This is a genomic window from Staphylococcus simulans (assembly GCF_002902285.1).
Taxonomy (GTDB): Bacteria; Bacillota; Bacilli; order Staphylococcales; family Staphylococcaceae; genus Staphylococcus; species Staphylococcus simulans.
In genome coordinates this window covers 1-13,099 of sequence record NZ_PPRU01000012.1, presented here as the reverse complement: position 1 = coordinate 13,099, position 13,099 = coordinate 1, and the positions used below count along the sequence as shown (strand labels likewise).

Sequence of the window (13,099 nt, the reverse complement as noted above, 5' to 3'; positions counted from 1 at the left end):
ATGTTACAATAGCATAAACATGCATGAATCCTCTCTTTTAGACATCCCCATTTCTGCAATCCACATAAAATTTACAATACCTTCACATAATGTCTTTTACCCGAAAAAATAGATAGTCAATAATAGAATTAATTTGGCATGAAAAATAGAATTGGCGTGCTAGAAATGTTAAATTATATAGTAGATACTTATGTCTAAATAAAATTATTCATGTACGATTATGATTAGAAATGAGGTTTAGGATTATGGCGAGAAAAGTAGTTGTAGTAGACGATGAAAAACCTATTGCTGATATTCTAGAATTTAACTTGAAAAAAGAGGGTTATGAAGTCTTTTGTGCATATGACGGAAATGATGCGATTGACTTAATTTATGAAGAAGAACCAGACATCGTACTCTTAGATATTATGCTTCCAGGCAGAGATGGTATGGAAGTCTGCCGTGAAGTACGTAAGAAATATGAAATGCCGATTATTATGTTGACGGCAAAAGACTCAGAAATTGATAAGGTGCTTGGTTTAGAACTAGGTGCGGATGACTATGTGACGAAACCTTTCAGCACACGTGAATTGATTGCACGTGTGAAAGCGAACTTACGTCGTCAATATACACAACCGCAAGAAGCAAATAATGCGCCGAACGAAATTAAAATTAAAGATATTGTCATCTACCCAGATGCGTATTCTATTAAGAAACGCGGCAAAGATATTGAATTGACACATCGTGAATTTGAATTGTTCCATTATTTAGCGAACCATATGGGACAAGTTATGACACGTGAACACTTACTGCAAACGGTATGGGGCTATGATTATTTCGGTGACGTACGTACGGTCGATGTTACAATCCGTCGTTTAAGAGAAAAAATCGAAGATGATCCGTCACATCCAGAATATATCGTGACACGCCGCGGTGTCGGATACTTCTTGCAGCAGCACGACTGAGGCCATAGTATATGAAATGGCTTAAACAATTTCAGTCCCTTCACACGAAGCTCGTGATTGTTTATGTCTTGTTAATTATTATTGGGATGCAGATTATTGGTTTATATTTTACCAATAACTTAGAACGCGAATTAACACAGACATTCAAAAACAATATTTCTCAGTATGCGAAACAAATTGAGATCAACGTGGAGAAGGTCAATGAAGAAGACAAATCAGTCAATACGCAAAAAGAGATTCAAGAATTATTTAATGAATATGCGAACCGCCAAGAAATTGAACAAATCAACTATATTGATAAAGATCAAATTATAGTCGCGTCGACGAAACAATCTTCTAACAGTATCATTAATCAAAAAGCCAATGATACCTCTATACAAAAGGCACTTTCATTAGGACAAGCGAATGACCATACGATGTTGAAAGACTATGGTAAAGGTAAACAGCGTGTATGGATTTATAACTTGCCTGTGAAGTCGTCTAAAGGTGTCATCGGTGATATTTATATTGAAGCGGATATCGACAGTGTTTATGATCAATTAAACAACTTTAACCAAATCTTCATTGTAGGTACTGCGATTTCTTTATTTATCACAGGATTACTCGGATTCTTCATTGCGCGTACGATTACTAAACCGATTACGGATATGCGTAACCAAACGGTTGAAATGTCAAAAGGTAATTATACGCAACGTGTAAAAATCTATGGTAATGATGAAATCGGTGAACTGGCATTAGCCTTCAACAACTTGTCAAAACGTGTCCAAGAAGCACAAGCGAATACGGAAAGTGAGAAACGTCGTTTGGACTCAGTTATCACACATATGAGTGATGGGGTCATTGCGACGGACAGACGTGGACGTGTGCGTATTGTGAACGATATGGCATTAAAGATGTTAGGTATGTCTAAAGAAGATGTTATGGGTTACAACATGCTGGGTGTCTTAGATTTAGAAGATGAATTCGCGTTAGATGAGATGCAGGAAAATAATAATAGCTTCTTGTTAGATATTAATGAAGCGGAAGGTATTATTGCGCGTGTCAGCTTCAGTACAATTGTACAAGACACAGGCTTTGTGACAGGTTACATTGCGGTGTTACATGATGTAACAGAACAACAACAAGTAGAACAAGAACGTCGTGAATTCGTTGCGAATGTTTCACATGAGTTGCGTACGCCGTTAACTTCGATGAACAGTTATTTAGAAGCTTTAGAAGAAGGCGCTTGGCAAGATCCTGAAATTGCGCCGCAGTTCTTATCTGTAACAAGAGAAGAAACGGTACGTATGATTCGCTTGGTGAATGACTTATTGAATTTATCACGTATGGATAATGATACAGAACAAATCACTAAAGAAATTGTGGACTTTAATATGTTCATTAATAAAATCATCAACCGTCATGAGATGGCTTCAAAAGATGTAACGTTTGTGCGTGACATTCCTGATGAAACAATCTTTGCGGAAATTGATCCGGATAAGATGACGCAAGTGTTTGATAACGTCATTACGAATGCGATGAAATACTCACGTGGCAGCAAGCGTGTTGAGTTTCACGTGAAACCGAATCCATTGTATAACCGCATGACGATTCGTATTAAAGATAATGGTATTGGTATTCCGATTAATAAAGTGGATAAAATCTTTGATCGTTTCTTCCGTGTCGATAAAGCACGTACACGTAAGATGGGCGGTACAGGTTTAGGTCTTGCGATTTCGAAAGAAATTGTGGAAGCACATAACGGACGTATTTGGGCAAATAGTGTCGAGGGACAAGGTACCTCAATCTTCATCACATTACCGTGTGAAGTTATAGAAGATGGTGATTGGGATGAGGCATAAAGAAGCAGCAAAATCCGTTATCCTCACACTCTTAGTGTTGATGAGTATTGTGCTCACGTATTTAATGTGGAATTTCTCACCAGACCTTGCGAATCTTGAAAGCCAAGATAATAAGAAAACAAATCAGAATACCATCGGCAAAGCGAATTCAGAACCTATGGCGAGTGTTATTTCGCCGTATCAAGTGGTGTATTCGAATGATGATAAGTTCACAGGTGCTTTAGAAACCCGTACGATTAACCGTAATATTGTGAAGGTATTAAAGAATCAAGAGGTTGAAGATGCTCATGAAGTCTATCATGCGCATAACCTATTTATTCCAGAACTCAGCGATAACTTCTTGGTGTTAGACTTTGCGTATGATATGCCTTTATCTATGTATTTAGGCCAAGTCTTAAATATGGATGCGAAGGTCTCAAATAAGTATGAGTTCAATCGTTTATTGATTGATGCAGAGCAAAAGGATACAGCAGTCATTTACGCCATCAGCAGTGATCATCACCGTGTGATGCGTATGACAACATCTATTCCAAGCAACAAGGTTAATGACTTAGTAGGTAAAATCAAACCGAATTTAATACCATTCGCAGATATTATTACGAATAGAAATACAATTGATGCGGCAACGCATATCTTTGCGCCTGAAAAGCCGCAACATTTAAAAACGTACCGTACGATTTTTAATCACATTAGTGTGGAAACGATGAATTCTATACTCTTTAATGATTCTGTAGTGGTGCGTAGTACGAAAAGCGGTAATACGACTTACAACAATAATACAGGTGTCGCAACATATGATTCTAAAAATGAACTCTATCGTTATATGAACTTATCTGAAGATGAATCAAAATCTAAGAATATGTTAGAAACGATTCCTAGTACATTCGACTTTATTAACGCACATGGTGGTTTTACAGATGATTTCCGACTCTTTGATACGGATGATGAGTCTGGTGAGTTAACTTATCAAATGTTTTTAAATGGTGTACCTGTATTTAACGAAAATAACTTAAGTACCATCCAAGTGGCTTGGGGTGAGAAAGGTATTTTCAGTTATGGACGCTCTTTATTAAAAAGCAATATCACCATTGATAGCGGTGAAGAAAAGGAAAAACTCCCTGGCGCAGAAACAGTACGTTCTAACTTAGCAAATAATCCATCCATCGACTTTAAGAAAATAACGAATATCACGATTGGTTATACGATGAAAGATCGAGAAGAAGATGACATGGAAGTTCAGCGTAATAGTGAGTATGTACCACAGTGGTATGTGCAGTATGATGGTGAATGGTATGCTTACGAGAATGGAGGGCTTAAGTCATGAATTGGAAGTACGCAAAGACACTCTTCATTTTCGTGTTCCTCATCATCAATATTATGTTAGCTGTGATGTATGTGAATAAAATCAATAAATCTTACATTAATGATGCTGAAGGGAATAATGAAGTCAACTTCAGACAAGAAGAAATCAGTATTCCTAAAGAATTACCAGATGTCAGAGGATTGAAAGTTCAACTAGTCACAGGCCGTTCTAAAGATTTCACGAATTACGCGAAATCAAAAGACGAAGTTAAAACAGAAGATGATGGTAAAATCGCACAAGGTAACATCAGCCCACCGATCAGCGTCAGCAATGATCAAGTAACCAGCCTTAAAATGTACATGAAGAAAAATATTTATAAAGGTGAAGATTACCAATTATTTAGTACAGATGATAACGAAGAAACGTTCGAACAAACTTTTAATGGTTTACCGATTATGAACAATGATAAAGCGATGTTGAAGTTTAAAATTAATGATGACGAAGAAGCGAGCAGTTATCGCCAAACAGCGCTCCATGAGCTCAGTACTTCAAAAGGTGAAAATAACGAAGCACAACATGTCATCAGTGCGCGTAATGCGATTGAAGCTTTATACTTCAACCGTTATTTAAAACGTAATGACGCAGTCACTAATATTCGTTTAGGATACTATTCAGTAGTGAGAGAAACCAATGTTCAAGTTCTCCAAGCAAGTTGGGAGATTAAAGTTAATCACGCTGGCAGTACGAAAACGAAAACGTACTATGTTGAAGCGACTTCAAAAAATCCGAAGATTATTGTGAGATAACCAACAATATAAAATAAGCAAAGAGGAGTATCATGAGATCAATCTGATGGTACTCCTCTTATACATAGGATGTTCAATGTGTGAAACTATTTCAGCTGATATGGTGGGCAGCTGTATCAATTAGGTGTACAATAGATAAGTAAAAATTAAAAAAGATGAGGGACGGCACTGTTCGGCCACTCAAACGGCAGTATGACCAAGCCGTATCTTTAACAAACAGCTCATAATTTGAGATAATAATTAAAATGTATTCGGATGTTCAAAATAAATAGAAACAGTTAGAAACTTAGAAAGGGTGAATCGCTTGATACGTATGAGCGTACTTGCGAGTGGTAGTACAGGCAATGCCACTTATGTAGAAAGTGATAAAGGAAGCCTGCTCGTTGATGCTGGATTAACTGGCAAGAAGATGGAAGAACTCTTCAGTAAGATTGATAAAAATATTCAAGATTTAAATGGAATTTTAGTCACGCATGAACACATTGACCATATTAAAGGATTAGGTGTTCTTGCGCGTAAATATAAATTACCGATTTATGCCAACGAAAAAACTTGGCAAGCGATAGAAAAGAAAGACAGCAAGATTCCAATGGATCAAAAATTCATTTTCAATCCATATGAAACACACTCATTAGCTGGATTTGATATTGAATCATTCAATGTGTCACATGATGCGATTGATCCGCAATTCTATATTTTCCACAACAACTACAAAAAATTTACGATGATTACAGACACAGGCTATGTTTCAGACCGTATGAAAGGTATGATCAGAGGCAGTGATGCCTTCATGTTTGAAAGTAACCATGATGTAGATATGTTGCGCATGTGTCGTTACCCTTGGAAAACTAAACAACGTATCTTAGGTGATATGGGGCACGTCTCAAATGAAGATGCGGCAATGGCAATGTGTGATGTCATTACAGGCAACACGAAACGTATTTATCTTTCTCACTTATCACAAGATAACAATATGAAAGACTTAGCGCGTATGAGTGTAGGACAAGTCTTAAATCATCATGATATTGATACAAATAAAGAAGTTCTACTATGCGATACAGATAAAGCAGAACCTACACCGATTTATACAATATAAATAAGTTTGAGACAGCCAATGAAGCGAACCACTTCATTGGCTGTTTTTTTACGAAGAAAAGTAAAAAACACGCAAAAGTCATCACAAAAAGCGGAAAAAGTGTAGATAAAACTTAGGGAGAAAATGTATAATTTCTAAGGTAGTGTGCACGTAGGGTAGTTATTCACAATTTTGTGTAAAGAAAGCGTAAAACTGTGAATAACTATGTAAGACTGACCTCAAAGTTATGCACAAAATGAGGATAAGTTACCCACACTTGTGCACAATCCACAGAGAAATACCCACATTATTAACAGAGTTATCCACATATCTACAAGTTAACCACAGAAATGTGGGTAAAATACACAAGAATAGCAGTGAATTTATATACATAAGCCACTTATTAAGACAGTAAGCTGTGAATAGGTGGATAACCTGTGGATAACTCGAATAACTATTCAGATATAAGGAGAATGTGATGAAGATAACTGTACTTGCTGTAGGCAAATTAAAAGAAAAATACTGGAAACAAGCCATTGCAGAATACCAAAAACGTTTAGGTGCTTATACAAAGATAGAAATCATCGAAGTTCCTGATGAAAAAGCACCAGAAAATTTGAGCGATAAAGAAATAGAACAAGTGAAACAAAAAGAAGGACAACGACTACTAGTGAAAGTAAAACCACAATCCATAGTCATTACATTAGAGATTAAAGGTAACATGTTAACATCAGAGGGATTAGCTAAAAACCTTCAACAACGTATGGTTCAAGGTCAAAGTGACTTTACCTTCATTATCGGAGGATCAAATGGCTTGCATCAAGACGTCCTAGACAGAAGTAATTACGCCTTATCCTTCAGCAAAATGACTTTCCCTCACCAAATGATGCGTGTCATCTTACTTGAACAAGTATACAGAGCATTCAAGATTATGCGTGGGGAGGCGTATCATAAATAAAACTAAAAAATAGGTTGTAAAAAATATAATATGAGGTGAATTAATGGAAAATAATATATGGACAGCATTGATAACTGGAGTAGTTTTATATGGCTCTAAAGAATGGATAAGGTTATACGTTGATACCAGAATTGCTAATACAAAGTTAAATTTAGAAACACTTTATCCAATTTATACAGAATGTTTTATTTCAGTTAAGAAAATGATAGGAGCGTACAGAACTCCATTTACACAAGAAGGAACTTTTGAGAGAGTTAATCAAGATTTATTAAAAGATTTAAATCAAGAATATCAAGATCTTTATTTGCAAAATATAAATTATAGAAAACTTTTAAGTCTAAAACAACATATCAGACTGATGGAAGAGTTAAAACATGATTTTAATAATATTTTTAGCACTAACCAGGTATTTTTTGATTATGATTTTGTAGCCAAAACTATAGAATGTGTCCATGAATATGAAAGCGATTTAAGTTATTTGAATAATATGGTTGATTTTTATGTGGATAATGAAGAAAACTTAAATTTTGAAAATATTATCACTCATGAATATAAAAGAAAAGTGCTATATTATGAACGATATTTAGATTCATTTGAAGATCAATTTAGAAAACAATTTAAACTTGGTAGAGAAAGTAAAATAAGTATTATTAAAAGAAAGTGCAAACACTTTTTAAATAAAATAAAAGGCAGATATTGAAAAAACACTATAACTTCTTTGAGAAAAGTATGTGAAGGTGAAACCAAAGCTTAGCGTCCAGACAAATATATATAATATTAAATATGCAAGTTAGGTAGCCTTAAATTACTAATATTTTGGTGTGTAAATTAGATGGTAAATAGTAATATTACATAAAAGGAATTTTGCTACAATGACAAATATAATCCATCCGGTTCTGTTGCAAAGTTGAAAAATAAATGTCTAATCTCAATTTTAAAATAATACTTTGTGTTAACTTGTTAGCATGATGCTAATTTCATGGCATGGCGAAAATCCGTAGATCTGGAGAGACCTGCGGTTCTTTTTATATAGACCGTAAATACACTCAATACCTTTTAGAGTATTCTTTGCCGTATTGATACTTTGATATCTTGTCTTTCTTACTTTAATATGACGGTGATCTTGCTCAATGAGGTTATTCAGATATTTCGATGTACAATGACAGTCGGGATTCAGTTTAAACGCTTTAATTACTTTAGCCATTGCGACCTTCGTTGAAGGTGCCTGATCTGTAACTATCTTTTGAGGTTTACCAAATTGTTTAATGAGACGTTTGATAAACGCATATGCTGAATGATTATCTCGTTGCTTACGCATGTATGTCCCTCTGTATCAATGGCACGATATAAATAGCGCCATTTTCCTTTTATTTTGATGTACGTCTCATCAATACGCCATTTGTAATAAGCTTTTTTATGCTTTTTCCTCCAAATTTGATATAAAATTGAGGCATATTCTTGAACCCAACGGTAGACCGTTGAATGATGAACGTTTACACCACGTTCCCTTAATATTTCAGATATATCACGATAACTCAATGCATATCTTAGATAGTAGCCAACGGCTACAGTGATAACATCCTTGTTAAATTGTTTATATCTGAAATAGTTCATACAAAAGACTCCATTTTGTTAAAATCATATTATAAATTCAACTTTGCAACAGAACCGATCGCTTTATCTGCCAGTTATCGTTGGGAGACTGTGGGAGAAAAAATATTAAGAAATAGTGTTAAAAAGGCATAGTGTATTAATATTACTGAATTGTAATTTGATATGTTATGCCTTTTTAAGATTTAATCTCTATTATTCCTTGTAAAACAGATGTTTAGGGGCAATCTTACTTAAAATAGCTGATAATTCATCGGGAGACTCTTTTTGACCATTGTTTATCCATTCTTGAATAATTCCCAATATTGCATTACTTAAAAAAATGGTTAGATAATGCTTTTCGATTTCTGAATAATTATTTGTATTAATTATAGGTAAAATATTCTTCTTTGCATTTTGTTGTATTAAACGTTTAACCTGATTTTGTATATCTGTCGATCCATTATCAGAGATTAACAACATGAGTAATTCTGCATCATTGCTCCAAAAATGAATAGCTTTTGCAAAAAACTCTTCTAAAGATAAATAATTTACGCTTTCCAGTATGGGTTGAATTTTTTTCATGATTTCAATTTGATATTTATAGACTAAATCATATTTATCTTTGTAATGGAGATAAAACGTACCTCTACTAACATTTCCTTCTATGCAAATATCCTTTACTGATATATCCGCAAATTTTTTCCTTTTTAATAGTCTTTTAAGTGCATTAAGTGTATTTCGTTTGGTCTTTATTATTCTCGCATCCATTATTAATTCTTCGTTCAATTTTATTCACTCCTAAATATTAATTGACACTATTGTTGATATGTCTAATAACAATAAATTCACCGTTGATTTTTTTTTTTTACAGGTATATAATCACATTATGCAATTAAATTGATATTGTGTCTAATAAGGGGGAGAAAATATGAGTGATAAAGTATTAGAATTGAAAAATGCTACAAAATATTACGGTGACAAAAAAGTTTTAAATGATATCAATATAGAATTATCTTCTGGAAAAATATTAGGTTTAATAGGACCAAGTGGATCAGGAAAAACGACAACAATTAAGTGTTTAATGGGTATGGAAAGTTTAAATGAGGGTTACGCAAAAATATTTGATACTGATATGCCTAATAGAAAATTATTAAATGATATTGGTTATATGGGGCAAAGTGATGCACTATATGAATCTCTATCAGCCCGTGAAAATTTAGTGTTTTTTGGTAACCTCATGGGTTTGAAAGGTAAAGAATTAAAACAAGCAATTAAAGATAATATGAAATTAGTTAACTTAGACAATGAATTAGACAAAACAGTTTCTAATTTTTCAGGTGGTATGAAACGTAGATTGTCACTTGCAATTACATTATTATCTAATCCCAATTTAATTATTTTAGATGAACCAACAGTTGGTATAGATCCAAGCCTTAGAAAGGAAATTTGGAAACAGTTACGAGAACTAACGAGTGAAGATAAATCAGTAATTGTTACTACACATGTAATGGATGAAGCAGAACGTTGTGATTACGTAGGTTTAATCGTAAACGGCAAATTATTTACAATTGGTACACCACATGAATTGAAAGAAAAATTTAAAGTGGATTCTATCGAAGAGGTATTTATCAAAGCAGAAAAGGAGGTAAAATCATGAGATTTAATGCAATCTTTGTAAGAGTTACGAAAGAGTTATTGAGAGATAAGCGAACATTGGCACTTATGTTACTTGCACCTGTATTAGTACTGACTTTAATGTATTTTATTTTTAATACTAACAACGATGTGAATTTAAAAGTTGGTGTGGATGAGAATGTTCCAAATAAAATTGTAGATGCCTTACCTTCAGATAAAGTTAAAATTAAAGAATATGATTCACCAAGTTCGATTAAAAAGACAATCGTAAACTCTGACTTGGATGTATATATTGAGAAAAAAGGTGATAAGCTCGATGTTACTTATAAAAATGAAGATCCATCAAATACCGGAACAACAAAACAATTACTAGGCAGTGCAATCCAAAAGAATAAATTGCAAGATATGGCGAAAGTAATTAATAAGATACCAAGTAATTTAAAACAAGGTAACTCAGCTCAAGGAGAACAAATCACATTAGATAATCACTATTTATATGGTGATGCTGATAGTACCTATTTTGATAAAATGTTCCCAATTCTAATTGGATTCTTTGTATTCTTCTTCGTATTCTTGATTTCTGGAATTGCTTTACTTAGAGAACGTACTAAAGGTACATTGGAACGACTACTAGCTACTGCAGTTAAAAGAAGCGAAATCGTGTTTGGTTATTTGGCAGGATATGGTATGTTTGCAGTACTCCAAACTTTAATTATTGTATTTTACGCAATTTATTTATTGAAAATTGAAGTCGCTGGTAGCATATGGTGGGTACTACTTGTAAACATACTCATTGCGTTATCAGCACTTGCTATAGGTATCTTTGTATCAACATTTGCAAACTCAGAATTTCAAATGGTTCAGTTTATTCCATTAGTTGTAATACCTCAAGTATTCTTCTCTGGAATTATTCCATTAGATAGTGTAGCGGATTGGGTGAGCTCAATTGGTTATATATTCCCATTGCGATATGCTGGTGATGCTTTAACGAATATTATGATCAAAGGTGAAGGATTTAATTATATTTGGTTTGATATTACAATCTTATTGGTATTCATCATTGGATTTACAATCCTAAATATTGTTGGACTTAAACGTTACAGAAAAGTGTAATAATTAAATATAGTATTTTAAGTAATTTAAAATAAGCAAAAAGCCCATAATTAGCGGATATGTTAATTATGGGCTTTCATAATAGAGAGCATTTCTAAATGACTTTTGATTGTCATGTAAATTGCTGTGGTAATTTACATATTATAAAACCATGATTATTACATTTCTAGGGAGATAAGTTAATGGGACAGCAACGACAAAGCGAACAATTAACCATATCATCGAAACCACGTTTAAGTTATTGGAGACAAATTATTTTGATGGTATTTCTGTACAACAAATATGCGATGATGCTGAGGTAAATAGAAGTACATTTTATCGCTATTTCGAAGATAAAAGCGACTTATTATATCATTTGATGCAACGCATAGGTGATATGTTCATAGAAAATGCCAAAAATAATGAAGACTTAATTACATACAAAGCAATTTTAGAAATAAGATGCGTCATTTAGTTGCATTTTCAAAACAAGAAGATGTATACAAAGATTGTAAAATGATAATTAGTAAAATAATGATTGAAATTGCTGCTCAAAAGAATGACCCTAAATCTATACGGATAAGAAATTCTAAATATCCTAAACTATTGTGTGATTTATATAGTGGTGTCTTAACAGAGTTGTTGAGACAATGGCTAGAAAATAAATTCGATATTTCACCAAAAGAACTATTAGAATTCTTGGAAAAAGAATTCTAATAGTTTGGCGTTTAAGTATTGTAAAAACAATATTACGAAAATATAAGTATTATTTGTAGGTATGAAGAAAGTTTTGGCACTCTACAATTGAATAATTGGAATTTATATTATGTATATTGAATTATAGTAATTAGAAGGATATTTAGACATTTGAATAATTGCAATAATGGTTCGAAGAGATATCTATGTTGCCGAGATTCTTTAGAAGATAAGAGAAATATATCACTAAAAACCGCATCACGTACTGATAAGCAGAAGCGTACCACAAATAAAACTAAAAAAATGAATATTATAATGATATATTAACAATTAAAAGTTTGAACTTTTTTGGCAATGATGTTAAGGCAAAAATGTATTGAAGAAAGTTAAGAGTTTGGGACATAAAGTTCTAGGATAAGTGAAAAAAGACAATTTCTATTGAAGTAATATAAAAATTGTCTTTTTTATAATTTTTTTGATTATTTTCAGATCGTTGAGCTGTTACATTTCTTATATTAAGTGCCATCAGCACAAATTCTAGTTCTCTTTTGTCTTTTTTATTCCTCGAACGGACATTCGAGTGAAATCCAAAATGGCCTTAATAAATCCAAAAAACAGGCTCCACATCAACTTTTTTTGACTGTAGATGGTTTTTGTTTTTGATTTGAAGTTTATACTTTATACATTGGTGTTTCAGAGGACATTCTGAACAATCATCACATTCATATAATTTAAAGTCTCGTTTAAAAACTATATTTATCATGGCTATAGGCATATCTTTTAAATCCTAGTCTTTTATTATTCGGACAAGTGAATTCATCGTTAATTTCGTCATAATCCCCATTTTGAGTATTAAGAAATGTCACTTTTATATTTTTTAGTTTTATCTTTTATAAACATTTCATAAGTTATGAGTGGCATTCGATTAAAATGATAGAATGCTTTAGAGTCTTTATTCATCCTTGACTCAGGTTTTGAATACTATTTTTCCATACAAATGTATATCGATTGGCATTTGCCTCAACTTTCGTATCATCAATAAAAATGGCTTGATCATCTATAAGATGGTTCTGTTGCAAAGTTGAATTTATAGTATAATTTTAACAAAAAGGAGTCTTCTGTATGAACTATTTCAGATATAAACAATTTAACAAGG

Annotated in this window: 12 protein-coding genes and 2 pseudogenes; 11 read left to right on the top strand and 3 right to left on the bottom strand. The window is 33.0% G+C overall.

Annotated elements, in window-relative coordinates; all coding sequences use genetic code 11:
* Positions 1 to 245: 245 nt before the first annotated feature.
* From yycF to CD112_RS03095, 7 genes are all read left to right on the top strand, one after another.
* The gene (gene yycF / locus CD112_RS03130) at positions 246 to 944 is read left to right on the top strand and encodes a response regulator YycF (RefSeq protein ID WP_002480279.1); all 699 of its coding nucleotides are present in this window, start codon (positions 246 to 248) and stop codon (positions 942 to 944) included.
* 11 nt (positions 945 to 955) lie between these two features.
* A complete protein-coding gene (gene walK / locus CD112_RS03125; RefSeq protein WP_103363829.1) occupies positions 956 to 2,785 on the top strand; it encodes a cell wall metabolism sensor histidine kinase WalK in 1,830 nt (609 codons plus the stop codon).
* Positions 2,775 to 4,109, top strand: a complete 1,335-nt coding sequence (locus CD112_RS03120) for a YycH family regulatory protein (RefSeq protein ID WP_023014865.1) — start codon at positions 2,775 to 2,777, stop codon at positions 4,107 to 4,109. Before walK ends, CD112_RS03120 begins: the two co-directional genes overlap by 11 nt.
* Positions 4,106 to 4,894 (top strand): two-component system regulatory protein YycI, encoded by a 789-nt coding sequence (locus CD112_RS03115; protein WP_023014864.1) that lies wholly within the window; start codon positions 4,106 to 4,108, stop codon positions 4,892 to 4,894. The genes CD112_RS03120 and CD112_RS03115 overlap by 4 nt, the downstream gene beginning before the upstream one ends.
* A gap of 295 nt (positions 4,895 to 5,189) precedes the next feature.
* Positions 5,190 to 5,990 carry an MBL fold metallo-hydrolase gene (locus CD112_RS03110; protein WP_031262349.1) on the top strand — a complete coding sequence of 267 codons (801 nt, stop codon included), beginning with the start codon at positions 5,190 to 5,192 and terminating at the stop codon, positions 5,988 to 5,990.
* A gap of 457 nt (positions 5,991 to 6,447) precedes the next feature.
* Positions 6,448 to 6,927: a 23S rRNA (pseudouridine(1915)-N(3))-methyltransferase RlmH gene (gene rlmH, locus CD112_RS03100; protein ID WP_061054975.1), complete on the top strand. Its 480-nt coding sequence runs from the start codon at positions 6,448 to 6,450 to the stop codon at positions 6,925 to 6,927.
* A 43-nt stretch (positions 6,928 to 6,970) separates the two neighbouring features.
* The gene (locus CD112_RS03095) at positions 6,971 to 7,627 is read left to right on the top strand and encodes a hypothetical protein (RefSeq protein WP_057504631.1); all 657 of its coding nucleotides are present in this window, start codon (positions 6,971 to 6,973) and stop codon (positions 7,625 to 7,627) included.
* A gap of 252 nt (positions 7,628 to 7,879) precedes the next feature.
* Here the strand turns inward: CD112_RS03095 and CD112_RS03090 are convergent.
* Together CD112_RS03090 and CD112_RS03085 are read right to left on the bottom strand one after the other, a co-directional pair.
* Positions 7,880 to 8,541, bottom strand: a pseudogene (locus CD112_RS03090) (IS6 family transposase).
* 192 nt (positions 8,542 to 8,733) lie between these two features.
* Positions 8,734 to 9,306, bottom strand: a complete 573-nt coding sequence (locus CD112_RS03085) for a TetR/AcrR family transcriptional regulator (RefSeq protein WP_057504632.1) — start codon at positions 9,304 to 9,306, stop codon at positions 8,734 to 8,736.
* A gap of 142 nt (positions 9,307 to 9,448) precedes the next feature.
* Here CD112_RS03085 and CD112_RS03080 point away from each other — a divergent pair, with 142 nt between their 5' ends.
* The 4 genes from CD112_RS03080 (at position 9,449) to CD112_RS03065 (ending at position 11,964) form a co-directional block, all read left to right on the top strand.
* On the top strand, positions 9,449 to 10,177 hold the full coding sequence (locus tag CD112_RS03080; protein WP_002485578.1) for an ABC transporter ATP-binding protein: 729 nt from the start codon (positions 9,449 to 9,451) through the stop codon (positions 10,175 to 10,177).
* Entirely contained in the window at positions 10,174 to 11,268 is a 1,095-nt protein-coding gene (locus CD112_RS03075; protein ID WP_011274426.1) for an ABC transporter permease, read from the top strand. Before CD112_RS03080 ends, CD112_RS03075 begins: the two co-directional genes overlap by 4 nt.
* Before the next feature lie 208 nt (positions 11,269 to 11,476).
* Positions 11,477 to 11,722, top strand: coding sequence for a TetR/AcrR family transcriptional regulator (locus CD112_RS03070; RefSeq protein ID WP_305367091.1), 246 nt, complete (start codon positions 11,477 to 11,479; stop codon positions 11,720 to 11,722).
* On the top strand, positions 11,710 to 11,964 hold the full coding sequence (locus tag CD112_RS03065; protein WP_002485431.1) for a TetR-like C-terminal domain-containing protein: 255 nt from the start codon (positions 11,710 to 11,712) through the stop codon (positions 11,962 to 11,964). The genes CD112_RS03070 and CD112_RS03065 overlap by 13 nt, the downstream gene beginning before the upstream one ends.
* 388 nt (positions 11,965 to 12,352) lie before the next feature.
* Here the strand turns inward: CD112_RS03065 and CD112_RS03060 are convergent.
* Positions 12,353 to 12,876, bottom strand: a pseudogene (locus CD112_RS03060) (transposase); the annotation flags it as partial.
* Positions 12,877 to 13,099 lie beyond the last annotated feature (223 nt).

What these genes read in the sequence shown, in the direction of transcription:
- CD112_RS03120 (WP_023014865.1), top strand. Translation starts at nt 2,775, where the DNA reads ATGAGGCATAAAGAAGCAGCAAAATCCGTTATCCTCACACTCTTAGTG.
- CD112_RS03115 (WP_023014864.1), top strand. Translation starts at nt 4,106, where the DNA reads ATGAATTGGAAGTACGCAAAGACACTCTTCATTTTCGTGTTCCTCATC.
- rlmH (WP_061054975.1), top strand. Translation starts at nt 6,448, where the DNA reads ATGAAGATAACTGTACTTGCTGTAGGCAAATTAAAAGAAAAATACTGG.
- yycF (WP_002480279.1), top strand. Translation starts at nt 246, where the DNA reads ATGGCGAGAAAAGTAGTTGTAGTAGACGATGAAAAACCTATTGCTGAT.
- CD112_RS03080 (WP_002485578.1), top strand. Translation starts at nt 9,449, where the DNA reads ATGAGTGATAAAGTATTAGAATTGAAAAATGCTACAAAATATTACGGT.
- walK (WP_103363829.1), top strand. Translation starts at nt 956, where the DNA reads ATGAAATGGCTTAAACAATTTCAGTCCCTTCACACGAAGCTCGTGATT.
- CD112_RS03095 (WP_057504631.1), top strand. Translation starts at nt 6,971, where the DNA reads ATGGAAAATAATATATGGACAGCATTGATAACTGGAGTAGTTTTATAT.
- CD112_RS03075 (WP_011274426.1), top strand. Translation starts at nt 10,174, where the DNA reads ATGAGATTTAATGCAATCTTTGTAAGAGTTACGAAAGAGTTATTGAGA.
- CD112_RS03065 (WP_002485431.1), top strand. Translation starts at nt 11,710, where the DNA reads ATGCGTCATTTAGTTGCATTTTCAAAACAAGAAGATGTATACAAAGAT.